This window comes from Photobacterium sp. ABD4_091, from assembly GCF_056160145.1.
Genome location: NZ_JBSWWQ010000001.1, coordinates 1,124,281 through 1,148,536 on the forward strand (window position 1 = coordinate 1,124,281; position 24,256 = coordinate 1,148,536).

General features: G+C 53.0%; 21 protein-coding genes and 17 tRNA genes. 32 read left to right on the forward strand and 6 right to left on the reverse strand.

Features of this window, described 5'->3' with window-relative positions:
- Positions 1-64 precede the first annotated feature (64 nt).
- On the reverse strand, positions 65-802 hold the full coding sequence (trmB, locus tag ACXAGQ_RS05115) for a tRNA (guanosine(46)-N7)-methyltransferase TrmB (RefSeq protein WP_475252301.1): 738 nt from the start codon (positions 800-802) through the stop codon (positions 65-67).
- A 155-nt stretch (positions 803-957) separates the two neighbouring features.
- Here trmB and mutY point away from each other — a divergent pair, with 155 nt between their 5' ends.
- The 22 genes from mutY (at position 958) to ACXAGQ_RS05225 (ending at position 8,423) form a co-directional block, all read left to right on the forward strand.
- Entirely contained in the window at positions 958-2,016 is a 1,059-nt protein-coding gene (mutY, locus tag ACXAGQ_RS05120) for an A/G-specific adenine glycosylase (RefSeq protein WP_475252303.1), read from the forward strand.
- 136 nt (positions 2,017-2,152) lie between these two features.
- Positions 2,153-2,425: an oxidative damage protection protein gene (locus ACXAGQ_RS05125; protein WP_107300870.1), complete on the forward strand. Its 273-nt coding sequence runs from the start codon at positions 2,153-2,155 to the stop codon at positions 2,423-2,425.
- A gap of 127 nt (positions 2,426-2,552) precedes the next feature.
- Positions 2,553-3,698 carry a membrane-bound lytic murein transglycosylase MltC gene (gene mltC / locus ACXAGQ_RS05130; protein WP_475252305.1) on the forward strand — a complete coding sequence of 382 codons (1,146 nt, stop codon included), beginning with the start codon at positions 2,553-2,555 and terminating at the stop codon, positions 3,696-3,698.
- A 121-nt stretch (positions 3,699-3,819) separates the two neighbouring features.
- A tRNA-Phe gene (locus ACXAGQ_RS05135) sits at positions 3,820-3,895 on the forward strand.
- 45 nt (positions 3,896-3,940) lie between these two features.
- Positions 3,941-4,016: transfer RNA gene (locus ACXAGQ_RS05140), tRNA-Asn, on the forward strand.
- Positions 4,017-4,026: 10 nt separating this feature from the next.
- A tRNA-Thr gene (locus ACXAGQ_RS05145) sits at positions 4,027-4,102 on the forward strand.
- A gap of 55 nt (positions 4,103-4,157) precedes the next feature.
- Positions 4,158-4,233: transfer RNA gene (locus ACXAGQ_RS05150), tRNA-Phe, on the forward strand.
- A gap of 150 nt (positions 4,234-4,383) precedes the next feature.
- Positions 4,384-4,459 (forward strand) — tRNA-Asn (locus ACXAGQ_RS05155).
- 9 nt (positions 4,460-4,468) lie between these two features.
- Positions 4,469-4,544 (forward strand) — tRNA-Thr (locus ACXAGQ_RS05160).
- Positions 4,545-4,600: 56 nt separating this feature from the next.
- A tRNA-Phe gene (locus ACXAGQ_RS05165) sits at positions 4,601-4,676 on the forward strand.
- Positions 4,677-4,723: 47 nt separating this feature from the next.
- A tRNA-Asn gene (locus ACXAGQ_RS05170) sits at positions 4,724-4,799 on the forward strand.
- Between the two features lie 360 nt (positions 4,800-5,159).
- On the forward strand, positions 5,160-5,789 hold the full coding sequence (locus ACXAGQ_RS05175; protein WP_475252307.1) for a glutathione S-transferase family protein: 630 nt from the start codon (positions 5,160-5,162) through the stop codon (positions 5,787-5,789).
- Between the two features lie 133 nt (positions 5,790-5,922).
- Positions 5,923-5,998 (forward strand) — tRNA-Phe (locus ACXAGQ_RS05180).
- 45 nt (positions 5,999-6,043) lie between these two features.
- Positions 6,044-6,119: transfer RNA gene (locus tag ACXAGQ_RS05185), tRNA-Asn, on the forward strand.
- Between the two features lie 10 nt (positions 6,120-6,129).
- Positions 6,130-6,205, forward strand: a tRNA-Thr gene (locus tag ACXAGQ_RS05190).
- A gap of 53 nt (positions 6,206-6,258) precedes the next feature.
- Positions 6,259-6,334: transfer RNA gene (locus tag ACXAGQ_RS05195), tRNA-Phe, on the forward strand.
- Positions 6,335-6,485: 151 nt separating this feature from the next.
- Positions 6,486-6,561 (forward strand) — tRNA-Asn (locus ACXAGQ_RS05200).
- 10 nt (positions 6,562-6,571) lie between these two features.
- Positions 6,572-6,647, forward strand: a tRNA-Thr gene (locus ACXAGQ_RS05205).
- 52 nt (positions 6,648-6,699) lie between these two features.
- Positions 6,700-6,775, forward strand: a tRNA-Phe gene (locus tag ACXAGQ_RS05210).
- 49 nt (positions 6,776-6,824) lie between these two features.
- Positions 6,825-6,900, forward strand: a tRNA-Asn gene (locus ACXAGQ_RS05215).
- Positions 6,901-6,943: 43 nt separating this feature from the next.
- Positions 6,944-7,019, forward strand: a tRNA-Thr gene (locus tag ACXAGQ_RS05220).
- Between the two features lie 147 nt (positions 7,020-7,166).
- Complete coding sequence (locus ACXAGQ_RS05225) at positions 7,167-8,423, forward strand: HD-GYP domain-containing protein (RefSeq protein WP_475252309.1); 1,257 nt, start codon at positions 7,167-7,169, stop codon at positions 8,421-8,423.
- Positions 8,424-8,489: 66 nt separating this feature from the next.
- Here the strand turns inward: ACXAGQ_RS05225 and mrcB are convergent, their stop codons facing one another.
- Together mrcB and hrpB are read right to left on the reverse strand one after the other, a co-directional pair.
- Positions 8,490-10,955, reverse strand: coding sequence for a penicillin-binding protein 1B (mrcB, locus tag ACXAGQ_RS05230; RefSeq protein WP_475254671.1), 2,466 nt, complete (start codon positions 10,953-10,955; stop codon positions 8,490-8,492).
- Positions 10,956-10,970: 15 nt separating this feature from the next.
- On the reverse strand, positions 10,971-13,451 hold the full coding sequence (gene hrpB / locus ACXAGQ_RS05235; protein ID WP_475252311.1) for an ATP-dependent helicase HrpB: 2,481 nt from the start codon (positions 13,449-13,451) through the stop codon (positions 10,971-10,973).
- Positions 13,452-13,547: 96 nt separating this feature from the next.
- On the opposite strand from hrpB, the gene thpR reads away from it, so the two are divergent.
- The 8 genes from thpR to panC all read left to right on the forward strand — a co-directional run bounded on the left by thpR (position 13,548) and on the right by panC (position 20,167).
- A complete protein-coding gene (gene thpR / locus ACXAGQ_RS05240) occupies positions 13,548-14,099 on the forward strand; it encodes an RNA 2',3'-cyclic phosphodiesterase (protein ID WP_475252313.1) in 552 nt (183 codons plus the stop codon).
- A 23-nt stretch (positions 14,100-14,122) separates the two neighbouring features.
- Entirely contained in the window at positions 14,123-14,872 is a 750-nt protein-coding gene (gene sfsA / locus ACXAGQ_RS05245; protein WP_475252315.1) for a DNA/RNA nuclease SfsA, read from the forward strand.
- A gap of 100 nt (positions 14,873-14,972) precedes the next feature.
- Positions 14,973-15,422: an RNA polymerase-binding protein DksA gene (dksA, locus tag ACXAGQ_RS05250; RefSeq protein ID WP_107301166.1), complete on the forward strand. Its 450-nt coding sequence runs from the start codon at positions 14,973-14,975 to the stop codon at positions 15,420-15,422.
- Between the two features lie 71 nt (positions 15,423-15,493).
- Positions 15,494-16,387 (forward strand): tRNA glutamyl-Q(34) synthetase GluQRS, encoded by an 894-nt coding sequence (gene gluQRS, locus ACXAGQ_RS05255; RefSeq protein WP_475252317.1) that lies wholly within the window; start codon positions 15,494-15,496, stop codon positions 16,385-16,387.
- Positions 16,388-16,600: 213 nt separating this feature from the next.
- Complete coding sequence (gene pcnB, locus ACXAGQ_RS05260; protein WP_475254672.1) at positions 16,601-17,974, forward strand: polynucleotide adenylyltransferase PcnB; 1,374 nt, start codon at positions 16,601-16,603, stop codon at positions 17,972-17,974.
- On the forward strand, positions 17,971-18,456 hold the full coding sequence (folK, locus tag ACXAGQ_RS05265; protein ID WP_475252319.1) for a 2-amino-4-hydroxy-6-hydroxymethyldihydropteridine diphosphokinase: 486 nt from the start codon (positions 17,971-17,973) through the stop codon (positions 18,454-18,456). The genes pcnB and folK overlap by 4 nt, the downstream gene beginning before the upstream one ends.
- 28 nt (positions 18,457-18,484) lie before the next feature.
- On the forward strand, positions 18,485-19,279 hold the full coding sequence (panB, locus tag ACXAGQ_RS05270) for a 3-methyl-2-oxobutanoate hydroxymethyltransferase (RefSeq protein WP_475252321.1): 795 nt from the start codon (positions 18,485-18,487) through the stop codon (positions 19,277-19,279).
- Positions 19,280-19,288: 9 nt separating this feature from the next.
- Positions 19,289-20,167: a pantoate--beta-alanine ligase gene (gene panC / locus ACXAGQ_RS05275; RefSeq protein ID WP_475252323.1), complete on the forward strand. Its 879-nt coding sequence runs from the start codon at positions 19,289-19,291 to the stop codon at positions 20,165-20,167.
- Between the two features lie 83 nt (positions 20,168-20,250).
- Here panC and ACXAGQ_RS05280 read toward each other — a convergent pair whose 3' ends face one another.
- Together ACXAGQ_RS05280 and ACXAGQ_RS05285 are read right to left on the reverse strand one after the other, a co-directional pair.
- Positions 20,251-21,021: an ABC transporter permease gene (locus tag ACXAGQ_RS05280; RefSeq protein ID WP_107301160.1), complete on the reverse strand. Its 771-nt coding sequence runs from the start codon at positions 21,019-21,021 to the stop codon at positions 20,251-20,253.
- Positions 21,018-21,950 carry an ABC transporter ATP-binding protein gene (locus ACXAGQ_RS05285; RefSeq protein ID WP_475238302.1) on the reverse strand — a complete coding sequence of 311 codons (933 nt, stop codon included), beginning with the start codon at positions 21,948-21,950 and terminating at the stop codon, positions 21,018-21,020. Before ACXAGQ_RS05285 ends, ACXAGQ_RS05280 begins: the two co-directional genes overlap by 4 nt.
- A 199-nt stretch (positions 21,951-22,149) precedes the next feature.
- Between ACXAGQ_RS05285 and can the strand changes: the two genes are divergently transcribed.
- The gene (gene can / locus ACXAGQ_RS05290; RefSeq protein ID WP_475252325.1) at positions 22,150-22,803 is read left to right on the forward strand and encodes a carbonate dehydratase; all 654 of its coding nucleotides are present in this window, start codon (positions 22,150-22,152) and stop codon (positions 22,801-22,803) included.
- A gap of 70 nt (positions 22,804-22,873) precedes the next feature.
- Here the strand turns inward: can and hpt are convergent, their stop codons facing one another.
- Positions 22,874-23,407, reverse strand: a complete 534-nt coding sequence (gene hpt, locus ACXAGQ_RS05295; protein WP_475252327.1) for a hypoxanthine phosphoribosyltransferase — start codon at positions 23,405-23,407, stop codon at positions 22,874-22,876.
- A gap of 220 nt (positions 23,408-23,627) precedes the next feature.
- Here hpt and ACXAGQ_RS05300 point away from each other — a divergent pair, with 220 nt between their 5' ends.
- On the forward strand, positions 23,628-24,218 hold the full coding sequence (locus tag ACXAGQ_RS05300) for a TetR/AcrR family transcriptional regulator (RefSeq protein WP_475252329.1): 591 nt from the start codon (positions 23,628-23,630) through the stop codon (positions 24,216-24,218).
- Positions 24,219-24,256 lie beyond the last annotated feature (38 nt).

A 24,256-nucleotide genomic window follows, 5' to 3' on the forward strand; every position in this document is an offset into this window, starting at 1 on the left:
TTTTTCGAACAACTGGTGCACCCATTGGTGCTTGGCAATACCTTGCCTCAATACGCCTGATAACTTACTCAGTGCGTGCGTATTTCATGTCCCATACGCCGTGGCCCAAACGGTGGCCGCGAGCTTCGAATTTGGTCAATGGACGATCTTCTGGACGAGGGATGTAAGGGCCTTCAGTTGCCGTGTTGCGGTAACCCGGTGCTGCGTCCATTACTTCAACCATGTGCTCAGCATAGTTTTCCCAGTCTGTCGCCATGTGGAAGATACCACCGATTTTCAGCTTCTTGCGTAGCATCTCTGCAAATGCTGGCTGAACGATACGGCGCTTGTGGTGGCGGGCCTTGTGCCATGGGTCAGGGAAGAACAGCTGAACACAGTCAAGGCTGCCGTCCGGGATCATGTGCTCGAAAACTTCCACACCGTCGTGGCACATAACGCGTAGGTTAGTCAGACCCGCTTCTTCTGCACCCATCAAACAAGCCCCCACGCCCGGGCTGTGCACTTCGATACCGATGAAGTTCTTCTCTGGTGCGTTCTTTGCCATCTCAACCAGAGAGGCACCCATACCAAAGCCGATTTCCAGCGTTACAGGGCCTTCGTTGTTGAACACTTCTTTCCAGTCCAGCATCTGCTGAGCGAAGTCGATACCCATTGCCGGCCAGTTATTTTCCATGGCCGCTTCTTGGCCCTTGGTCAAACGACCTTCGCGACGAACAAAGCTACGTACCTTACGTACCAGTTTGCCGTCTTCGGTAAATTCGTTCAGGGTAACCTCACCTGACTTCTTTGAAACTTCGCTCATGCTTACTATCCAAACAAAAAAGAAACGGAACGGCATTATCCAAAGTTACAGCGCAAGTGCAAGTCTATCGATTGCGACGCCCCTAACTTTGTGGTGCAATCAGGGCCAAAAATAAGACAGGCGAAGACGGCTGTCAGTAAAGTGAGCTTGAAACTGTGACCAATACCTTCTCTGATGCCATTTTAGCGTGGTATGACAAATTTGGCCGGAAAACCCTGCCATGGCAGCAGCAAAAGACCCCCTACAAGGTCTGGCTGTCAGAAATCATGCTGCAACAAACCCAAGTCGCTACGGTGATCCCTTACTTCGAGCGCTTTATCGAGCGCTTCCCTACCGTGGCCGACCTTGCCGCCGCCGAGCAGGACGAGGTGCTTCACCTGTGGACCGGCCTTGGCTACTACGCCCGTGCCCGCAACCTGCACAAGGCCGCCCAGCATATTATCGACCAGCATGGCGGCGAGTTCCCGACGGATATCGAGCAGGTCATCGCCCTGCCGGGTGTCGGCCGTTCGACCGCGGGTGCCGTCCTGTCGCTATCTCTCAAGCAGCACCACCCTATACTTGATGGCAACGTAAAACGAACCCTGGCCCGTTGCTACGCGGTAGAAGGCTGGCCGGGCAAGAAACCGGTCGAAAACAAACTGTGGGAAATTGCCGAGGCCAATACCCCAGCCGCAGGTGTGGAGCGCTACAACCAGGCAATGATGGACATGGGGGCGATGATCTGCACCCGCAGTAAGCCCAAGTGCGAACTGTGCCCGGTGGCCGGCCAGTGCGTGGCCAGGGCCCAGGGCCGCCAAACCGACTTCCCGGGCAAGAAGCCCAAGAAAACCCTGCCGGAGAAGCAGGCCTGGTTCGCGATCTTCCAGTATGGTGAATATGTCTGGCTGGAAAAACGCCCGCCAGCGGGGATCTGGGGCGGCCTATGGTGCTTCCCGCAACAGGATCAATCTGATCTTACCCCGGTGATCGAACAACGGCTCGGCCAGCAGGAAATCATCAGCGAGCAAGAGCAACTGATCGGCTTTCGCCATACCTTCAGCCACTACCACCTGGATATTGTCCCGGTCAAACTAAGCCTGTCGCAACAACCTGACTGCATCGGCGAAGCCGGCAGCGGCCAATGGTATAACCTCAACCAGCCCGCAGAAATCGGCCTGGCAGCACCTGTACAGCAGATCCTCGAGAGCCTGCGCTACGAGCTGAACAAATAGCAACATCCCCCCAGGTCAACTGGGTGTATCACCCTGTGACTTCAAGTTAACCGCAACAGGAAGTTACTTGGGTTTTTAAGCATGGTATAACTATACCCAAGCTACCGAATCAACGTTATAACGAAGGAGCTCCCCGATGAGCCGTACAGTATTTTGTGCCCGTCTTAAGAAAGACGCAGAAGGTCTTGATTTCCAACTATACCCGGGTGAACTGGGCAAGCGTATTTTCGACAACATCTCGAAGGAAGCGTGGGCAGAGTGGCAAGGCAAGCAGACAATGCTGATCAACGAGAAGAAGCTGAACATGATGGATCCTGAGCACCGCAAGCTGCTGGAGACTGAAATGGTGAACTTCTTGTTCGAAGGCCAGGACGTAATCATCGACGGTTACACACCGCCGAGCGAATAATTCCGCTAATGCTTCCCCTTTGCTTGGTCGTTTTACCCAAGGGAAGCACCTTAGTCATTCATTCAGGCATCTTTTGTAACTGGTTAGAAAACTAGGCAAACGGTGCCTTTTTCATATTTCGGGAACTATGAAATTACACGCGCTGTTTTTGTCCCTGCTCCTTTTGAGCGGCTGTAGCCGGGAGTTTATCGAACAACTCTACGATGTCGACTACACCACCACCAACCGTTTTGCCAATAACCTCGCCCCGCTGCCCGGCCAGTTCACCCAAGATACTGCCGCGCTCGACAGGCTGATGAACTCGTTCAACGGCCAGGTTAAACGCTATTGGGGGGACAACGACTCACTGGTGGCCAGCAAGCGCCAGTATGTAAAATACACCGATGGCTACCGGAGCCGGGCCCATGTCGATTTCGAGCGTGGCCTAGTCATTGTCGAAACCGTCGCGAAAACCGAGCCGACCAAGCACCTCAAGGAAGCGATCACCACCACCCTGCTGACCCCGGATAACCCCGGTGGCGTCGATCTCTATTCCGATTCAGCCATCGAACTGAGCGGCAAGCCGTTCCTGTATGGCCAGGTGCTAGACAACGAAGGCAAGCCAATCGAGTGGTCATGGCGTGCCAACCGCTTCGCCGACTACCTGATCAACGGCAAGCTGAAGAAGCGCTCGGAGCGTTTCCACCAGGTCTACTACGTCGAGATCCCAATGGTGGCCGACCACGCCAACCAGCGCAGTTACAAATATGCCAGCATTGTCCAAGATGCCTCCCGCCGCTACGGGATTGCCGAAGATCTGATCTACGCCATCATCAAGACCGAAAGCAGTTTCAACCCCTATGCCGTCAGCCATGCCAATGCCTACGGCCTGATGCAGGTCGTGCCGAAAACCGCAGGTGCCGATGTGTTTAAGCTGGTCAAAAACAAACCCGGTATACCGACCCCTGAGTACCTGTTTGACCCGGCTAGGAATATTGACACTGGCACAGCCTATTTCTACATATTGCGCACCCGTTACCTGAAAGATGTCCGTGATCCATTGTCTCTGCACTACAGTATGATCTCTGCATACAACGGCGGGACAGGAGGGGTACTCAACACCTTCCACAGCACCGACCGTAAGCGGGCAATGAATGATTTGAACAGTTTGCAACCAAACCAGGTCTATTGGGCGTTGACCAACAAGCACAGAAATGCCGAAGCGCGGCGTTACCTGGAGAAGGTGACAGCATTCCAGAAAGAGTTTAACCAAGGAAAAAATCTCACGCAGTGACAATGAAATAGCCATAACCTGCATTTCTGGGTAAAAAGCAGGCAGACGAGTGCGAGATTGAAATTTTTCTCAAAAAAATGGTTGACGAAAAGAACGAAAAACCGTTTAATAGCGCTCCGTTGCCTCGATAGCTCAGTCGGTAGAGCAGAGGATTGAAAATCCTCGTGTCGGTGGTTCGATTCCGCCTCGAGGCACCATATTCATATTGTGGTGCTAGATAGCAACATGATTTAAAAGATAATTCCCCCTTAGTTCAGTTGGTAGAACGGCGGACTGTTAATCCGTATGTCGCAGGTTCGAGTCCCGCAGGGGGAGCCACTTTTAGTGTGCCGACTTAGCTCAGTAGGTAGAGCAACTGACTTGTAATCAGTAGGTCACCAGTTCGACTCCGGTAGTCGGCACCATTTATTTTCTTGTATTAGCAAGAATGCAAAGTAGAGAATTACCATCGCTACTTTTGCCTCGATAGCTCAGTCGGTAGAGCAGAGGATTGAAAATCCTCGTGTCGGTGGTTCGATTCCGCCTCGAGGCACCATATTTTAAAATATGATGCTTACAATTAGGTTCCAAAGGTTATCGCGTTGCGATAATGTGTCGGTCCCTAGCCGGGCGCGATCGATTCCGTCCTCGAGGCACCATATTGATATCGTGGTGCTAGATAGCAACATGATGAAAAAGAGATAATTCCCCCTTAGTTCAGTTGGTAGAACGGCGGACTGTTAATCCGTATGTCGCAGGTTCGAGTCCCGCAGGGGGAGCCAAATTAGTGTGCCGACTTAGCTCAGTAGGTAGAGCAACTGACTTGTAATCAGTAGGTCACCAGTTCGACTCCGGTAGTCGGCACCATTTATTTTCTTGTATTAGCAAGAATGCAAAGCAGAGTCTTAACCGCTCTTGCTTTTGCCTCGATAGCTCAGTCGGTAGAGCAGAGGATTGAAAATCCTCGTGTCGGTGGTTCGATTCCGCCTCGAGGCACCATATTGATATCGTGGTGCTAGATAGCAACATGATGGAAAAGAGATAATTCCCCCTTAGTTCAGTTGGTAGAACGGCGGACTGTTAATCCGTATGTCGCAGGTTCGAGTCCCGCAGGGGGAGCCACTTTAGAGAAAGCCGTGTCATTTGACGCGGCTTTTTCGTATCTGCCCCCACCTTTTGAATATTTCCCCTTAGCAAATTCAGCTACAGCTCTCCTCTGCCGTGTTAGATGCCCCACAAGGCTATATTACCGCCAGCTAAACGATATGGAGTTGACATACCGCTTATAGCGCGGGTAGCTCCGTAATGTCTCTTGCAAGGAGAAGACCACCCAATCTTGGCTCAAAGCAGAAACTTCTCAGAAGTGCCTCTGATAAAGGAAATACGCAATATCTCGTCATGCTTCCACGGCCTGTGACATGCAGGCCGTCTGTTTTTTGCTAACTTTAATTACAACAAAATAAAAAAACCAAGGAAGATAAGATGATCACCCTTTACGGCTATCCGCGTACCCGCTCACTCCGCGTCTCCTGGCTGCTAGAAGAACTCGGCCTTGACTGGCAGTACCGACTGGTAAATTTTGCCAAGAACGATCATCGTTCCCCCCAGTTCCTTGCACTCAACCCGCAGGGCAAAGTACCTTGCTTGGCCGATGATGGTGTCACAATCTGTGAATCCTCGGCCATTTGCCTATACCTTGCTGAAAAATATGGCCACCATTGGCTTCCCGAACCCGGCACCGCCGAGTCGGCCAACCACCACGAGTGGGTAAGCTATGTCATTACCGAACTGGAGCAACCCTTGTGGAGCATGGGCAAACACCGCTTCGCCCTGCCTGAGTCCATCCGCCTACCGGAAATGCTTGCCGTTGCTGCTTGGGAATTCAAAAAAGCACTGAAAGTTGCTGAATCCCGCCTGCAAGGCGAGGAATACTTGCTTGGCCACTTTCCAACCGTTGCCGACATTCTACTGGCCCATACTTTGAACTGGGCAGTGAAGTTTGATCAGAAATTGCCCCTGAAACTTGAAAAATACCGCCAGTTTGTCAGCCGCCGCCCGGCACTTTCACGTGCCCTCGACCGGGAAAACCGTACCCTTTTGGACAGCGAATAACATTGCTGCAAGCCGTTTAACGTTGGCAATAAGTTCAAAAACCGAGCGATCAGAGCAAAAAAGGCGAAGTCAGCATATTTTTCTCAAAAAACCGTTGACGCAAAGGCCGAAAACCTTTTTAATGCGCCCCGTTGCCTCGATAGCTCAGTCGGTAGAGCAGAGGATTGAAAATCCTCGTGTCGGTGGTTCGATTCCGCCTCGAGGCACCATATTCATATTGTGGTGCTAGATAGCAACATGATTTAAAAGATAATTCCCCCTTAGTTCAGTTGGTAGAACGGCGGACTGTTAATCCGTATGTCGCAGGTTCGAGTCCCGCAGGGGGAGCCACTTTTAGTGTGCCGACTTAGCTCAGTAGGTAGAGCAACTGACTTGTAATCAGTAGGTCACCAGTTCGATTCCGGTAGTCGGCACCATTTATTCCTTACTTCGGTAAGAAGAAGCGTTGAGCTTAACGGCTCTGGCTTTTGCCTCGATAGCTCAGTCGGTAGAGCAGAGGATTGAAAATCCTCGTGTCGGTGGTTCGATTCCGCCTCGAGGCACCATATTTTAAAATATGATGCTTACAATTAGGTTCCAAAAGTTATCACGTTGCGATAATGTGTCGGTCCCTAGCCGGGCGCGGTCGATTCCGTCCCCGAGGCACCATATTCAGTTATGGTGCTTGAAAATAGCAACATAATGTAAAAAGATAATTCCCCCTTAGTTCAGTTGGTAGAACGGCGGACTGTTAATCCGTATGTCGCAGGTTCGAGTCCCGCAGGGGGAGCCACTTTTAGTGTGCCGACTTAGCTCAGTAGGTAGAGCAACTGACTTGTAATCAGTAGGTCACCAGTTCGATTCCGGTAGTCGGCACCATTTATTAACTTACTTCGGTAAGTGCAAGCAGAGTCTTAACCGCTCTTGCTTTGCCTCGATAGCTCAGTCGGTAGAGCAGAGGATTGAAAATCCTCGTGTCGGTGGTTCGATTCCGCCTCGAGGCACCATATTTCGATTGTGGTGCTCAAAGTTAGTAGCGCAATGTAAAAAGGTAATTCCCCCTTAGTTCAGTTGGTAGAACGGCGGACTGTTAATCCGTATGTCGCAGGTTCGAGTCCCGCAGGGGGAGCCACTTTCAATTTAAGCTTTATTAGCTTGAATAATAAGAATAAATTGCCGACTTAGCTCAGTAGGTAGAGCAACTGACTTGTAATCAGTAGGTCACCAGTTCGATTCCGGTAGTCGGCACCATCCTTTGAAACCTCATCTTTTGATGAGGTTTTTTTTCGCCTGTCGTTTATTTCTATCCTTAAGCACTATAAGCAACATTGGTCATATTGGGGAAATATTCTCGGTTAGGTAGAATTGACTCCATTATCAACATGTTGCACGGACGTCATGGCCAGTATCAAACTTTCAGTCGAGCGCTTAACCGAAGGCTTGTATATCAAGTTGCCAGTGCAATGGACCGATCACCCGTTTCTGCTGAACCACTTTAAAATCAAAGACAGCCAACAGATTAGGCTGATCAAAAACCTCGGGATCAAGCATGTCTTTCTGATCCCGGAAAAAAGCGATACCCAGCCCCTTGACCCAGACAATGTCCTAGAAGCCATCAGCGAGCATGAGAGCCGCTTTCTCGACCAGCAGGCGGAGAAGCTATGGCTGGAGAAGCAAGGCCGTATCGAGAAGCTGAAGAACTACAAACGCAAACTGCAACGTTGTGAAAAGAACTTCTCTCGCTCAATGGCACAACTGCGCTCGATTGTTGGAAAAATAAAGAGCCGCCCGGTAACCGCCGTAAAAGAAGCTGAACTGCTGGTCGAGGAGATGGTCGACGCCCTGCTTGAGTCTGACAATGTCGCCCTTCACCTAATGAATGAGGGCAGCGACAATGAAGATATCTACAGCCATTCGCTCAATGTCGCCATCATGTCGATGATGCTGGCCCGCTCCAGTGGTATGGATGGGCAGGACATCAAGACTATCGCTATCGGTGCTCTGTTCCATGACATGGGCAAACTCAAGGTTCCGTCGGCAATTACCCGCAAGACCACAAAGCTCACCGAGCCGGAAGAGAACTATTTAAAACTCCACCCAAAATACAGTGTCGATTTGGCAGACTTATCAGACAGCTTTCCCAAGCAAGCTAAACCGATCCTTAGCCAGCATCATGAGCTGCTTGACGGTAGCGGCTACCCCAAGCAGCTCACGGCTGAGCAAATCGATCCCAAAGCTCAGCTGGTTGCAGTCGTCAATGCTTACGACAACCTCTGCCACCCTCAGGATCCAGCCAAGACCAAGATCCCCTACAGCGCCCTCTCCTACTTGTTCAAACACAAGAAAGAGCAATACAACAATGATTTCCTGGCACTTTTGATCCGCCTGCTCGGCGTCTACCCGCCAGGCAGCGTAGTTCAGCTCTCAAACCAGCAGCTCGGGCTGGTGATATCGGTCAATTCAGACAGCCTGCTAGCGCCCAATATCCTGCTCTACGATCCGACCGTCCCTTCCAACGAGGCGCCCATTATCGACCTGGAAGAGAGTCACCTGCGCATCGAGCAGGTTATCCACCCAAGTAAGCTGCCAGACAAGATCCATGCTTACCTCAACCCCCGCAGCCGAATCTCCTTCTACTTCGACCCGGATGACTAAAGGCGTGCCCCACATACAACAACGCCCCTTGCGGGGCGTTGTGTTTTAAGGCAAATGCTCTCGGCATTACCAGCTGAACATCTCTTTGATCCAGCCCGCAGGCTTGTTGCCGTCACAATAACCTTTGACCGAACCGTCCTGATCCCACATCGGTAGCGAGTGCTGACCAGCGCAATCCCTTACCAGGGTGCCGTTGGGCATCTGGCTGAACTTGGCGGTCGTCAGCTTCTGCGGCCACGGCAACGCCAAGCGCTCCGGTTGGCGTCGCTTGAGGTAATCGCCATACAAGCGCAGTGCCCCGGCAGAGCCTGTCAGGTTAACCGGTTTATTATCATCCCGACCAACCCAGACAGTGACGACTTCCCGGCCATCGGCACCAACATACCAGCTGTCGCGATTTTTATCGGTCGTGCCTGTTTTGCCGGCTAATGCAGCCCAACCGAACTGCGGCTGGAGGAAGCGCGCCGTTCCTTGCGAGACGACATTTTTCATACCGTAGGTGGTAAGCCATGCAGCTTGCTCAGGCACTGCCTGGCTGGCCTTCGGCATCCACTGGTAGAGTTGGTTACCCTTCTGATCAACGACCGCCCTCAAGGCCGTTAGCTCGGCCTTGAGCCCGCCACTGGCAACCGACTGGTACATCTGGGTCACTTCAAGCGGCGTAAGGGTAAAAGCCCCAAGCAAGATAGAAGGCAATTTAGGCACCTCGCCACGGTCAACCCCCAGGTCAACCATGGTATCTATCACCTCGTTGAGCCCAACTTGCATCCCTAGGTTGACCGTCGGGACATTGAGCGATTTTGCCAGCGCATAGTAGAGCGGTACTTCACCACGGAACTTACGATCATAGTTTCGAGGCTGCCAGTTCTTCCCTTTACTTCCGCTGAGCATAATCGGCTTGTCTTCCACCGTGCTGGCAAGGGTGAACTGTTCAGGGTGGCGCAACGCAGCAAGATAAACAGCGGGTTTCACCAAGGAGCCTATCTGCCGGCTGGCATCCAAAGCACGGTTGAAGCCGGCATAGCCCGGATTGCTACCGCCGATCATCGCCCGGATCTCACCAGTTCTGCGATCAGCTGCAACCAGAGCGGTTTCAAGCCCGACGCCTGCTTTCTGCTTCAGTTTAGGCACCATGTTGACCACCGCATCTTCCGCTTCCTTCTGCGACAAAGGATCTAAGGTGCTGAAGATACGTAGTCCTACCCCCGGGGTGTAATTGTTGCCAACCCGCTGTTGCAACTCGCGGCGCAACTGCTGGAAATAGGCAGGCTGGCGACGGGCGATCATTGGCCGAGACTGGACATCCAGCGGCCTAGAAGCAGCCAGTTCATAGTCAGCGCCGGATAGGGTCCCGCTATCCATCATTAACCTAAGCACCAAGTCTCGGCGTTGCTTGGCACGCTCAGGATTACGCCATGGGTTGTAATAGGAAGGGCCTTTGGCCATTGCCACCAGCAACGCCTGCTGATCTATCCGAAGTTCCTGTAGCGGACGGCCAAAGTACAGCCTTGCTCCCAGGCCAAAGCCATGGATCTCCTTGCCACCATTTTGACCAAGGTAAATCTCATTGAGATAGGCTTCGAGGATCTGATCTTTGCTGTAGCGGTAATCAATAATGATAGCGATATAGGCTTCTCGGATCTTCCGCCACAGCGAACGCTCGCGGGACAGGAACATGTTCTTGGCAAGCTGCTGGGTCAGGGTACTGCCCCCCTGCACCGTTCTTCCCGCCTTGAGATTGACCACCATGGCACGGGCAATAGCCAATGGAGATACACCATCGTGATGATAGAAATCGCGGTCTTCGGTCACCAGCAAGGCATCAACCAGCACCTCGGGGAACTGCTCCCGGGGCAGGAACAGACGCTGCTCGCTCTCACCGGTTTCCAGCATTCCCAGCATCTTAGGTTCGATGCGTAGGTAGCCCAACTGGCGCTTAGAACCAGCCTCCTGGATACTCTTTAGTTCACTGCCATCGAAAGTCAGCATGATATGCCGCGCCCCTTCTGGGCCATCAGCAAATTCAAACGGGCGGCGGATCAGCTCAATACGGGTCGATGAGGACGAGTATTCACCATTTCGCTGCGGCGTCCGCACCTTATGGTATTGCAAGATATCCAGCTCGCGGCGCACTTCATCCAGCGTGATAGCCTGGCTGGGCTGCAAGTCTAGCACCCTGCCGTAGACCACCGCGGGCAAGTTCCACAATTGACCGTCAAAACGGTCGCGAACAATGTTATCGAGATAGATCCCAACCACCAGCAGTACGGCAAGAACAGCGACGGAAAGCTTGAGCCCGAAACCAACCAGCCATTTAAACCACCCCGGCAGTCCCTGACGTTTTCCTTTCGTGCTTTTCTTTCTGCTCCGGGTTGTTTTGGCCGGGCGCTTCTTGGCGGCTGGCTTGGCTTTGCTAGCTGCAAGCTTGCGCTTGCGCACCGGCTTCTTGGTACCGTCCTTGTCCGCGGCGGGCTTTTTAGGTGCCAGCTTTTTGGAAGCCTGTTCCACCAAGCGCCTTGATTGCTCTATCATCATGATCTTCTTTTTCTACATGTATTTTTTTGTTTTTTTGGTCGGCTCGTGGCTCGCAGGATCATCCGGCCAAGGATGTTTAGGGTAACGCCCTTTCATCTCTTTTTGCACCTCGCGATACGATCCTTGCCAAAATGCAGCCAGATCACGGGTGATCTGCAACGGCCGCTGCGCCGGTGACAACAACTCCAGCACCACTGCCACCTTGCCGTTGGCTATCATTGGTGACGCCTTCTCACCAAACATTTCCTGCAGCTTAACAGCCAGCACCGGATGTTGCCCTGGCTGGTAGCGAATAGCGTAGCGCGAGCCAGTCGGCACGCTGTAATGGGTAGGCAGCGCCTTGTCGAGCTGCTGTTTTTTATCCCACCCCAAGCGTGCTTCCAGAGCCGCCAGCAGATCAAGCCGTTCTAGGGCCTTGAGGGTTTTCATCCCGTTCATATAAGGCAGCAGCCATTCATCCGCAGCCGCCAGCAGTGCCTCGTCATCCATCGTCGGTAAATCCAGCTCAGGCAACCACTCGGCAGCACAGCGGGCACGGTTCAGCAGCCCCTCAGCGGCCTTGCTCCATGGCAAAACACCCAGTCCCTTACGCTGGACAGCATTGAGCAAGGCCTCGCTGGCCTTGGCCGGATCCGGCTCGCCCATCAACTGACGTTCGATGATCAATTTACCACAGCACAAATGCTTCTCTGCGGTCAGGCGACCTTTCTTGTCATCCCAATCGAGCCATTCACGCCAGGTAAACAGGTGCGGTAGGGTTTGCTGAAGTTCGGCTAGGCTGGCTGCTACAGCGGAGAAGATCCGGCTATCCCCCTGTCGGGTCTTGACGATATCGGCCACCACCAGTAATTCTTCATCTGCCAACGGCTCATCAGGCATCATCATTGCCCCCTGACCATTAGCGAGCTGATAGCGGCTATCTATACCACGAGACAAGGCGATACGGTCCGGAAAGCCTGCCGCCAGCAAAGGAGCAACCCACTCACCCGCCACTTTGATAGCGGTCTTGTTTGCACCTGACTTGTTATTTCCCCATTTGGCCAAATGCTGCGACGCCCGCTGCAGGTAAGCCTTGCTGCGCGGCTGCCTGCCGCTTTCCACCATATTGAGCTGGAAGTGCAAGTCAGGGTTGTTATTGCCTCGAGGCGGCTCTTCAAGCAAGGCAACCAACAGTGCAGCGGTACCCATCGCCTTATCACCTTGCTGCTTGGCCAGCAGCAGCATCGCGGCATGACGGGGCTCGACACCGAGTTTTTGTATCGCGCTGCCCATTTCGGTCATCCTGCCGCCCTCATCCATTGCTCCCAGACTGACCAATAATGCATGAGCTTGTTTCAAGGCGGGGACGGGCGGTAAATCCAGCCAGTGCAGCTCAGCGGCAGACTGGCAGCCCCACTGGGCTAGCTCCATCGCCAGCGAAGTGAGGTCTGCCCGCAAAATCTCCGGCTGAGGCGTGGCGGGCTGGCGGGCCAGCATCTCCTCGCTGTATAGGCGCAGGCAGATCCCTGGCTCCAAACGGCCGGCACGGCCGGCTCGCTGCTCGGCAGAAGAGCGGGCAATGCGCACCGATTCCAGCCGGCTGATCCCGGTTTTAGGATCCCACTGGGCGATGCGCTCCAGGCCGCAGTCCACCACCATCCGGATCCCCTCGATAGTCAAACTGGTCTCGGCAATATTGGTCGCCAGCACCACCTTGCGCTTGCCTTTGGGCGCTGGCGTAATGGCTTGCTGTTGCTGGCTGCCGGTAAGCTGGCCATAGAGCGGGCACACCAGCACATCATCACCGAGATGGCCTTCAAGCTGCTCTGCCAGACGACGGATCTCACCGGCTCCCGGCAAGAAGACCAGCATCGAGCCGGGCTCCACAGACAGCAAGGTTGATACCTCCCTGGCTGTGGCATCAATAAGGTGGGTATTTTCCGCCAGCTTCTTGTAGCGTAACTCAACTGGGAAACTACGGCCTTCCGACTCGATATAGCCAGCCTCTGGCAATAGCCCCGTCAGGGCATCTTCATCCAGTGTCGCCGACATCACCAGCAGCTTGAGATCGTCACGCAGCGCTTCCTGTACCTCCAGCGCCAGGGCCAGCGAGGTATCGGCATGGATACTGCGCTCATGGAATTCATCGAAGATCAGCAGGTCGATACCAGCCAGCTCCGGATCCTGCTGTAGCATCCGGGTCATCACCCCCTCAGTGACAATTTCCAGCTTGGTCTTGCTGCTGACGCGAGTTTCCCCCCGCACCCGAAGGCCCACGGTATCCCCCACTTGCTCGCCGAACTGGGAAGCGAGGTACCGAGCAATATTCCTTGCCGCCAGGCGACGCGGCTCCAGCATCACTATTTTGCCGGCAATTGCCCCCTTCTCTAGCAGTACCAAAGGCAAGCGAGTTGATTTACCAGCCCCGGGAGGGGCTTTCAGGATCAGTTGCGCGCGGGCATCAAGTTGGGTCAGCAGTGCGGAAAGCACGTCATCAATTGGCAGTTGTGACAATGGGAACACCTTGTGTCATATTCAATTTAGGCTTGGCCATTGTACCTTGTCATTCATGCTTATAGGTCAGAATCTTACTCATTTTGGTATTAACCCATGAAAGAGAAAAAGCAGCGCCTGTTCTTTGCGTTATCGCCCGACCGCAGCAGCGAAGGCTTCCACCGCCTTGCCAGCCTTTCATCACAATGCGGCCAGTTCGGCCGCCCGGTTGCTACTGACAACCTCCATATCACCCTGGCGTTCCTCGGCATGGCCACTGATGGTCAGGCAGCAAACATCGTGGCAGCCACCGGGCAACTGACGCCACCTCCTGCTTTCTCAGTGAGGTTCGATACCCTGGGGTACTGGAAGCGCAGCAAGGTCATCTGGCTGGCGCCAGAGCAGTCTCCGCAGGCTTTGCTGACACTCGCCCAGCAACTCAAAACACTGGCTACCGAATGCGGCCTGGAGCAAGAGTCACGCCCCTACAAACCCCATGTCACCCTGGCCAAGTCAGTCGCAAGACGCCCCGGGCAACTGCCGCTGCATGGCAAAATAGATTTTCACTTCAGCCACTTTGGCCTGTATATTTCCAAGCCAGTCAGCCATAACGGCCGCCAGGGCGTGCAATACCACCAGCTTGGCAAGTGGTCCCTCGGCAATACATAGTTAGAACAATCAAAGGACAAGGCATGAAGTTCAACCCGCCGCTGCAATCAGCCACCCTCATCAAACGCTACAAGCGCTTCCTTGCTGACATCACTTTGCCCGACGGCTCAACCAGCACCATACACTGTGCCAATACCGGCGCCATGACAGGGTGCGCCGAGCCGGGAAATACGGTGTGGTATTCCACCTCTGATAACCCGAAGCGAAAATACCCACACAGCTGGGAGCTTTCGCAAACCAACGAAGGGCACGCCATCTGCGTTAACACGGCGCAGGCAAACCGGCTGGTGGTAGAGGCCATTAACAAGAATGCCATCACAGAATTGGCAGGCTATTCATCACTTCGCACCGAAGTTAAGTATGGTAGTGAAAACAGCAGGATAGATGTTTTATTACAAGACGAATCAAAACCTGATTGCTATATTGAAGTAAAGAGTGTCACCCTGCTGGGCCAAGGAAGCGAAGGGCAAGGTTTTTTCCCAGACGCGGTGACAACCCGGGGGCAAAAGCACCTGCGAGAATTAATCGAAGTGGCACAAAACGGTGAACGTGCCATACTTTTTTTCGCAATTTTACATTCTGGGATTGAAAAAGTATCTGCGGCACACCATATAGACCCGGACTACTTTTCATTAATACAACAAGCAGAGCGGGCTGGCGTAGAGATCCTGTGTTACAAGGCGGTATTGAACCCAACGGAACTCTATCTCGCGCATCGCATAAAATTCAACCAGCAAGTACCGCAAAGTGATGGTTTCTTCACATTGGTATAAAATTGAATATATGCAGCAATTGCCACACCACTCCCTTTCTGCTATAGATACCGCCCAAATTTAACCAGTGACGGTTATTAGGTATATTAGGAGATGCTATATGCCAGAGAGCAACGTTAAAAAATCGCTAGGCATCCTGGCTATTGCTGGGGTTGAACCTTATCAGGAAAAGGCTGGCGAAGAATACATGGGTGAAGCTCAGCTAGAGCACTTCCGTAAGATTCTTGGTGCTTGGCGCAACCAGCTACGCGAAGAAGTTGATCGTACTGTAAACCACATGCAGGACGAAGCAGCCAACTTCCCAGATCCCGTTGACCGCGCCGCTCAGGAAGAAGAGTTCAGCCTAGAGCTTCGCAACCGCGACCGCGAGCGTAAACTGATCAAGAAAATCGAGAAGACCCTTCAGCGTATTGAAGATGATGACTTCGGTTTCTGTGAATCTTGCGGTATCGAGATTGGTATCCGCCGTCTGGAAGCCCGTCCAACAGCCGACCTTTGTATCGACTGTAAGACGCTGGCTGAAATCAAAGAAAAGCAGATGGCAGGCTAGTACGATCCGTACAGCACCATGTTAGTCAAGAGGGAGCGCCAGCTCCCTTTTTCGTTTTAATTGATTTTCTTATGAGTACAAACAAGCACTATATCGGCCGTTTTGCCCCGTCCCCGTCAGGCCCGCTCCACTTCGGCTCCCTGGTCGCCGCCCTAGGCAGTTACCTGCAAGCCAAAGCCGAGCAAGGCACTTGGCTCGTCAGGATGGAAGACTTAGACCCGCCACGGGAAATGCCCGGCGCTGCGGATGATATCCTGCGCACCCTCGAAGCCTATGGCCTGGAGTGGGACGGCGGGATCATGTACCAAAGCCAGCGCCACGGTGCTTACCAAGCCCAGATAGATGCCTGGCTGGAGAGCCAGCAGGCTTATTACTGCCAATGTACCCGTAAGCAAATCAAGCAAGCCGGGGGCTTCTACCCTGGCCACTGCCGCGACAAACAACTAGAGGCAGCCGGCAATGCCATCCGCCTCAAGGTGGACAGCCCAGTACTGGCCTTCGATGACCTGCTGCATGGCCGTATCAGTATCCCGGCCCCGCTGGCTGAAGAGGATTTCATTATCCGCCGCCGCGATGGCCTGTTCGCCTATAATCTGGCTGTAGTGCTGGATGATATCGAGCAAGGGATCACCGAGGTTGTCCGCGGCGCCGATTTGATTGAGCCGACCGGCCGCCAAATTGGGCTCTACCGCCTGCTCGGCCAGCCGGAAGTCAGCTACCTGCACTTGCCGCTAGCGGTGACCGAAAACGGCAACAAGCTTTCCAAGCAGAACCATGCTCCAGCCATCGACAAGGCTAATCCAAGGCCAGCACTGGTCGAAGCGATGCGGTTCTTGGGCCTGCAGCCACCGGCAGATCTAGCAAGCTCGGCAACCCGCGACATTTTGCATTGGGGTATTGCCCACTGGCAGGTAGCAAACCTGCCGGCAGCCACAGCCATTACTTTCGACCCTTCACACGGTTGAAACCAAGCGCCTGCAACATTGTCGCCAGCTAAACGTTAACTGCCTTGTTGCCCCCGAAAAGCCCGCAATTTGCCGCCAAAATGCGGGGGAAACAAGCGCTAGGATTCTAAAATGGCCTGCCGTGATATATGATATGCGGCTGTTTGTTGAATCCGAACCACATAAATGAGGTGTATTATCTTTAATCGAGTCGCCAGCTTTTGCCGTAAGGTACTGAATCGAGACGCAAGTGATCTCGACCATGAGGAACTCGCCTTGCAAATTTATCAGCGCCAAGAGCACGGTATTTCACGTAAAGATATCAGCGAGAATGCGCTGAAGGTCCTTTACCGCCTAAACAAAGCCGGATATGACGCTTATCTGGTCGGTGGTGGTGTTCGCGATCTCCTGTTGGACAAACAGCCCAAAGACTTCGACATTGCCACAAACGCCACGCCGGAAGAAATCAAGCAGCTGTTCCGCAACTGCCGCCTGATCGGTCGTCGTTTCCGCCTTGCCCACATCCTGTTCGGCAGGGACGTTATTGAGGTAGCCACCTTCCGCGGCCACCACTCGGACGCCAAGCCGAGCCTCAAAGACAAGAAGAATGTCTCGGCCCAGAGCCAGGAAGGCATGCTGTTGCGTGACAATGTCTATGGCACCATCGAAGAAGATGCCGAGCGCCGTGACTTTACCATCAATGCGCTGTACTACAGCATCAAGGATTTCACCGTTGCCGATTATGTCAACGGGGTAGAAGATCTCGACAACCGCATTGTCCGCCTGATCGGCGACCCGGAAACCCGCTACCGCGAAGATCCGGTGCGCATGCTGCGGGCAGTCCGTTTTGCCGCCAAGCTGGACATGACGATTGAGCCAGCCACTGCTGACCCGATCAACCCGCTGTCGACCTTGCTGCAGGATATCCCTGCTGCCCGCCTGTTTGAGGAAAGCCTCAAGCTACTGCAATCAGGCGATGGTGTAGCGACTTACAAATTGCTGCGTGAGTACAATTTGTTCCAGCAGCTGTTCCCGCTGCTGGCCGAGCACTTCACCGAAGATCACAGCAGCCAGACTGAACTGATGATCGAGCATATCCTGTCGGCCACCGACAAGCGTATCGCCGACGGCAAGCGTGTAAACCCGGCCTTTATGTTCGCCGCTATGCTGTGGTACCCATTGGTAACCCGAGCTGAAGAAGTGGCCTTCGCCAGCGGCCTGGCCTATTACGATGCCTTCATGGTCGCGGCCAATGATATCCTCGATGAGCAGGTCAAGACGATTGCCATTCCGCGTCGCTTTACCACCACTATCCGTGATATCTGGCAACAGCAGACCCGCTTCAACCGCCGCAGCGGCAAACGTGCCTTCAAGATGATGGAGCACCCGAAATTCCGTGCTGCCTTCGATTTCTTGGAGATGCGTGGCAATTTCGAAAGCGAGGATATTGCTGAATTGGCCCAATGGTGGGATAACTTCCAGCACGGTGACCGCAACCAGCGCGGCAAGATGGTACAGCAGATCAACGAAGGGGGGTCAGGCTCTCCTCGCCGTCGCCGCCGTCGCCCACAGCAACGCCGCAAGAAGCCACAGGCTAAATCGTCATGACGCTAGCCTATATTGCTGTCGGCAGTAACCTTGCCGATCCTGTCACCCAGGCAAAAAGCGCAATCGAGGTGCTCAAGCAGCACCCCGATCTCAATGTCGTTGCCGTGTCCTCGCTCTACAGCAGCACCCCGATGGGGCCGCAGGATCAGCCTGACTACATCAATGCCGTTGTCGCTGTTGAGACTGAGCTTAGTCCGCTGGCTTTGCTAGATTGCACCCAGTCCATCGAACAAGAGCATGGTCGGGTCCGCAAAGCCGAGCGCTGGGGGCCACGTACCCTGGATCTCGATATCGTGCTGTACGGCGATTTTGAACACCACTGCGAGCGCCTAACCGTGCCGCATTACGGAATGAAAGTCCGTGAGTTTGTACTTTACCCACTCGCGGAAATTGCCCCTGAGCTGGTACTGCCCGACCACACTCCGCTTAAGTCACTGCTGGAGCAGGTAGACCGCAACGGGCTGAGCATTTGGTCTCAGTAACCGTTTCTCAGGATTAAAGGGAGAACACATGAAAAAGATCACTATCAACGACCTGATGAAATGGAAGCAGGAAGGTCGTAAGTTTGCCTCGGTTACCGCATACGATGCCAGCTTTTCACAACTGTTCGAGCAGCAAGGCGTACCCGTCATGCTGGTTGGTGATTCGCTGGGCATGGTACTGCAAGGCAAACCTGATACCCTACCAGTAACGGTGGAAGATATCGCGTACCATACCCGCGCGGTACGTGCCGGTAGCCCGAACTCGCTACTGATGGCCGATATGCCGTTTATGAGCTATGCCACCCCTGAGCAGGCTTGTGAGAATGCCGCGACGCTAATGCGTGCCGGTGCCAACATGGTGAAGCTCGAGGGCGGTGCCTGGTTGGCAGAAACCGTAACCAAATTGACCGAACGTGCTGTACCTGTCTGTGCGCATTTGGGGCTAACCCCTCAATCTGTCAATATTTTTGGCGGCTATAAAGTGCAAGGACGTGACTCCGACCACGCTGAGCAGATGGTAAAAGATGCTATCCTGCTGAAAAACGCGGGTGCACAAATCATCTTGCTGGAGTGCGTACCAGCCAGCCTGGCAGATCGCATCACCAAAGCCGTTGAAGTACCGGTGATCGGTATCGGTGCCGGTAATGTCACCGATGGCCAGATCCTGGTCATGCACGATATGTTCGGGATCTCAGCCAACTATATGCCTCGTTTCTCCAAGAACTACCTGGCAGAAACCGGCGAGATGCGCGCAGCCGTCACCAAATACCTAGAAGATGTCGAGGCCGGAACGTTCCCGGGCCCAGAACATACCTTTGAATAAGGAATAAAAATGCAAACATTCGCCGAAATTGCCCAGATCCGCGAGCAGATCCGAAGCTGGCGCCGTGAAGGCCGTCGGATTGCTTTCGTTCCGACCATGGGAAACCTGCATGAAGGCCACCTGACGCTGGTCCGCAAGGCCCGTGAATTGGCAGATGTGGTTGTGGTTAGCATTTTTGTCAATCCGATGCAGTTCGACAAAGCAGACGATCTCGACAATTACCCGCGCACCCTGGAAGAAGACCTGGCCAAGCTGAACAATGAAGGCGTAGAGCTGGTCTTCACCCCGACCCCGGATATCATGTACCCGGAAGGTCTGGATCGCCAGACTTTCGTTGAAGTCCCGGGTCTATCGACCATGCTTGAAGGTGCCCTGCGTCCAAGTCATTTCCGTGGCGTTTCGACGATTGTAACCAAGCTGTTCAACATTGTTCAGCCGGATATCGCCTGCTTTGGCGAAAAAGACTACCAGCAGCTAGCCCTGATCCGCCAGATGGTGATCGACCTGGCGATGGATATCGAAGTTGTCGGTGTGACGACTGTCCGCGAGATGGACGGTCTGGCGATGAGCTCGCGCAATGGTTACCTCACGGTCGACGAGCGCCAGCGTGCACCGGTACTGGCCCGCACTATGCGCTGGATCAGCAGCCAGATGCGCGGCGGCCGTGCTGACTACGCCGAGATCGTGGTCGATGCCAACGACCAGCTACGTGCCGCCGGCCTACAGCCGGATGAAATCTACATCCGCGATGCCGTCAGCCTGCAACCTGTCAGCGAAGAAACCCAGCAGGCAGTGATCCTGATGTCCGCCTTCCTCGGCAAAGCCCGTCTAATCGACAACCAGGTGGTTGAGCTGAGCACGGCAACAGCCTCGGCGACAGAAGAATAAGCAGCTCTTTAGAGACAAAAAAAATCCCGGCCTTGGCCGGGATTTTTTATATCTATATCTTGGCTTCTTCTACCGGATAAGCGTTAAGATCGCAAGCCAATACCACGGGAAATCAAGTAGTAACAGATGCTATACAGGATAACGGTGAACACACCCAATACCGCAAACGACGTACCGATGCCGACATCTGATACACCGAGGAAGCCGTAGCGGAACGCATTGACCATGTAAACTATCGGGTTCAGTTTCGACACACCCTGCCAGAACTCCGGCAGCAAGCTCAGCGAGTAGAACACCCCGCCAAGGTAGGTCAGCGGCGTCAACACGAAGGTCGGGATAATGCTGATATCATCAAACGTCTTGGCAAAGACAGCATTGATCAAACCGCCTAACGAAAACACCACCGAGGTCATCAATACAGTAGCGACAATAACGCCGAAGTGGGCGATCTGAAGATCGACAAACAGCAGGGACACCACCGAGACAATCACACCAACACCGAGGCCACGCAGTACCCCGCCACCGACAAAGCCGGCAATGATGATGTAGTTAGGCACCGGGGCCACCAATAGCTCCTCAATGTTGTGCTGAAACTTGGCACTGAAGAAAGAAGATGCCACATTGGAGTAAGAGTTGGTGATCACCGACATCATAATCAGGCCGGGTACAATGTATTCCATGTAGCTGAAACCGCCCATCTCGCCGATCCTGCTGCCGATCAGGCTACCGAAGATCACGAAGTACAAGGTCATGGTGATCGCTGGCGGCACCATGGTCTGCACCCAGATCCGGGCAAAGCGGTTTACTTCTTTGGTGATAAGGCTTTTGAAAGCAATCCAGTACTGCCGGTTCATGATTGGGCTCCTTGCTTGCTCTTGCTGTTCGCCACCAAGGTGACAAACAATTCTTCCAGGCGGTTAGCCTTGTTGCGCATCGAGATAACATCAATTCCCTGCTCAGTCAGCAAGCTAAACACATGGTTGAGGCTATCCCCTTTATTGATATCAACCTCAAGGGTATGGTTATCCGGCAGCTTCCAGTTGATACCTTCCAGCACAGGTTTGTTGCCGTTCAATTTGACATCCAGGATGAAGGTTTCAACCTCTAGCTTGCCCAGAAGCGCTTTCATTGAGGTGTTCTCGATAAGCTCACCGTGGTTGATAATACCGATGTTTCGGCACAGCATCTCGGCTTCTTCCAGGTAATGGGTGGTCAGGATAATCGTCACCCCTTGGCGGTTGATTTCACGCAGGAAATCCCACATCGAACGGCGCAGCTCGATATCCACCCCTGCCGTTGGCTCATCGAGGATCAGCAGGCGCGGCTCGTGCATCAGGGCACGGGCAATCATCAGGCGGCGTTTCATCCCCCCTGATAGGTTACGGGCACGCTCTTTACGCTTGCCCCACAAGTCCAGCTGGGACAGGTATTTTTTCGCCCTTTCCTTGGCCAGCTCCTTCTCAACCCCGTAGTAACCGGCCTGGTTGATCACGATCTGCTCGACGGTCTCGAACTGGTTGAAGTTGAACTCCTGCGGCACCAGCCCCAGCTGTTTTTTGGCCTCGACCAACTGGGTATCGAGGTCATAGCCGAACACCTTCACCCCGCCCGAGCTTTTGTTAACCAGCGAGCTAATAATGCCTATTGTGGTTGATTTACCAGCACCGTTTGGGCCTAAAAGCGCAAAAAAGTCACCTTCCTTAACACATAGACTCATGTTTTTCAGTGCATTAACGCCACCTTTATAGGTTTTGTTTAAGTTTTGTATTTCCAAAGCGTTCATAAAATGCGATCTTAATGTTAGAAACTTTCTTCGGACAACTACTCCGATTTGATATCGGGACAGCTTGTGTATAGTTACATCCGGTTTACATAGGTCTCAGAACTGAAAGTAGGACTGATACCTATGTAAATTTGTTTATCCCCAGCCTCAGGGAGCTTCCCTGAACTGCGGGTATAAAATATCAGAGAAAGGCATCATCATGGCAGATATTAAACAGCTATTCGCAAATAACGTTGCTTGGTCAGAGAACATCAAGGAAGAAAACCCGGAGTTCTTCAGCCACCTTGCGAAAGCCCAGCACCCTGAATACCTATGGATCGGTTGTGCCGACAGCCGGGTTCCCGCTGAACGCCTGACCGGACTGGACTCCGGCGAGCTCTTTGTTCACCGTAACGTGGCCAACCAGGTCATCCACACCGACCTAAACTGCCTATCGGTAGTCCAGTACGCCGTCGACGTGCTGAAAGTTCGCCATATTATTGTCTGCGGCCACTACGGTTGTGGCGGTGTGACTGCCGCTATCGAAAACCCACAACTTGGCCTTATTAACAACTGGCTGCTGCACATCCGTGATCTGTTCATGAAGCACCGTGATGACCTTGCCCAGCTGCCGCGAGAGCAGTGGGACGACAAGCTTTGCGAGCTCAACGTCGCCTACCAGGTCTACAATCTTGGCAACTCGACTATCATGCAGCAAGCCTGGGAGCGAGGCCAACAAGTGAAAATCCATGGCTGGATTTATGGTATTGGCAATGGCCAGCTACGCAACCTCGGCGTTACGGCCACCAGCCGCGAATCGCTGGAGGCCTCTTACAGCGCTGCAATGACTGAGATCCTGCCGCACAAAAGCTAATAAGCCCTTGCACCCAATACAAAAAAAGCGACTGCAGGTCAGTCGCTTTTTTAATGCCGCAAGACCTGTATTAGTCTTCCTGCGGAACTACTTTACCAATGAACGGTAGATGGCGGTACTTCTGAGCGTAATCGATCCCTACACCAACCACAAACTCGTCTGGAATTTCAAAACCAACCCACTTCACATCAACGTGAACTTCACGACGCTCTGGCTTATCCAGCAGAGTACAAATTTCAATTGAGTTTGGTTCACGCAGCGACAGGATTTCACGCACCTTAGTCAGGGTGTTACCGGTATCGATAATATCTTCAACCAGCAGTACATCTTTACCCTTGATGTCGTCATCCAAGTCTTTAAGGATACGAACATCACGGCTGCTTTCCATGGTGTTGCCGTAGCTTGATGCTGTCATGAAGTCGACTTCATGAGTGAGTTCAATTGCACGAGCCAGATCAGCCATAAATACGAACGAGCCACGTAGCAGGCCCACCATGACTAGATCTTTAGAATCTTTATAATGTTCAGTGATTTGCTTTCCCAGCTCTGTTACACGTGCCTGAACGTCCTGCTCAGAAATCATTACTTCAACGGTATGTTTCATCTTTATCTCCATCAGTACGACTGTTCTGCCGCCTGTCGGCTTGCGGTAAAACGGAGCCTTATTCTATCACCACTGAAAAGTAATAGTTATTTTATCGCTCCTGTCAATTATATGATACAGAATGAATAAAACACGATTGAATATGAGCGATTGCTACGGTACAGTTACCCCCGTACAAAAGATAACCAAAATAATGACTAATGAGCTAGGAATCATCAACATGGATACGATCGTAAAAAAAACAAGGACTCGTCTATCCCCAGAAAAGCGTAAAGAGCAGCTGCTCAACTTTGCCCTGAACGTCTTTGCAAAGCGCGGCATTGGCCGAGCCGGTCACGCTGATATTGCCGATATGGCCAACGTTTCTGTTGCTACTGTTTTTAATTATTTCCCGACCCGTGAAGCCTTGGTCGAAGAAGTCTTGTCCCAGGTTGAGCTCTATTTCAAGCAAATGATGAATGCCGGCTTTAGCGAAGAGCAGCCATTGGATAAGCAATTGACCAATATCTGCTACCACCTGATTGACGAGGTCATTGAACAGCATGACTGGATCAAAGTCTGGTTCGAGTGGAGTACCTCTGTCCGTGATGAAACCTGGTCTCACTTCATCAGCAGCAACAAGGACAATTTCAGCAAAATTACCGAGCGATTCGAACAAGCCAACTTAGCCGGCGATTTTTCCGCCTGCGACCGTACATGGCAATTCCAGGGCTTGTGCTACATCCTTTACCTGCGAACCAACATCAACCCAGAGCGTGAAGACATGCAGGCACTGGCAGACAACCATATCAAAGCCCTGTTCAGGAAATAATTGCGGCTTCGAATAGGCAACGAATACAACAAGGCCGG

Excerpts from the sequence above, each read along its gene's own strand:
- gluQRS (WP_475252317.1), top strand. The coding sequence starts at position 15,494 with ATGAGTACAAACAAGCACTATATCGGCCGTTTTGCCCCGTCCCCGTCA.
- thpR (WP_475252313.1), top strand. The coding sequence starts at position 13,548 with ATGAAAGAGAAAAAGCAGCGCCTGTTCTTTGCGTTATCGCCCGACCGC.
- ACXAGQ_RS05225 (WP_475252309.1), top strand. The coding sequence starts at position 7,167 with ATGGCCAGTATCAAACTTTCAGTCGAGCGCTTAACCGAAGGCTTGTAT.
- panC (WP_475252323.1), top strand. The coding sequence starts at position 19,289 with ATGCAAACATTCGCCGAAATTGCCCAGATCCGCGAGCAGATCCGAAGC.
- ACXAGQ_RS05300 (WP_475252329.1), top strand. The coding sequence starts at position 23,628 with ATGGATACGATCGTAAAAAAAACAAGGACTCGTCTATCCCCAGAAAAG.
- ACXAGQ_RS05125 (WP_107300870.1), top strand. The coding sequence starts at position 2,153 with ATGAGCCGTACAGTATTTTGTGCCCGTCTTAAGAAAGACGCAGAAGGT.
- mltC (WP_475252305.1), top strand. The coding sequence starts at position 2,553 with ATGAAATTACACGCGCTGTTTTTGTCCCTGCTCCTTTTGAGCGGCTGT.
- ACXAGQ_RS05285 (WP_475238302.1), bottom strand. The coding sequence starts at position 21,950 with ATGAACGCTTTGGAAATACAAAACTTAAACAAAACCTATAAAGGTGGC.
- panB (WP_475252321.1), top strand. The coding sequence starts at position 18,485 with ATGAAAAAGATCACTATCAACGACCTGATGAAATGGAAGCAGGAAGGT.
- ACXAGQ_RS05175 (WP_475252307.1), top strand. The coding sequence starts at position 5,160 with ATGATCACCCTTTACGGCTATCCGCGTACCCGCTCACTCCGCGTCTCC.
- trmB (WP_475252301.1), bottom strand. The coding sequence starts at position 802 with ATGAGCGAAGTTTCAAAGAAGTCAGGTGAGGTTACCCTGAACGAATTT.
- folK (WP_475252319.1), top strand. The coding sequence starts at position 17,971 with ATGACGCTAGCCTATATTGCTGTCGGCAGTAACCTTGCCGATCCTGTC.
- can (WP_475252325.1), top strand. The coding sequence starts at position 22,150 with ATGGCAGATATTAAACAGCTATTCGCAAATAACGTTGCTTGGTCAGAG.
- sfsA (WP_475252315.1), top strand. The coding sequence starts at position 14,123 with ATGAAGTTCAACCCGCCGCTGCAATCAGCCACCCTCATCAAACGCTAC.
- hpt (WP_475252327.1), bottom strand. The coding sequence starts at position 23,407 with ATGAAACATACCGTTGAAGTAATGATTTCTGAGCAGGACGTTCAGGCA.
- dksA (WP_107301166.1), top strand. The coding sequence starts at position 14,973 with ATGCCAGAGAGCAACGTTAAAAAATCGCTAGGCATCCTGGCTATTGCT.
- ACXAGQ_RS05280 (WP_107301160.1), bottom strand. The coding sequence starts at position 21,021 with ATGAACCGGCAGTACTGGATTGCTTTCAAAAGCCTTATCACCAAAGAA.
- mrcB (WP_475254671.1), bottom strand. The coding sequence starts at position 10,955 with ATGATAGAGCAATCAAGGCGCTTGGTGGAACAGGCTTCCAAAAAGCTG.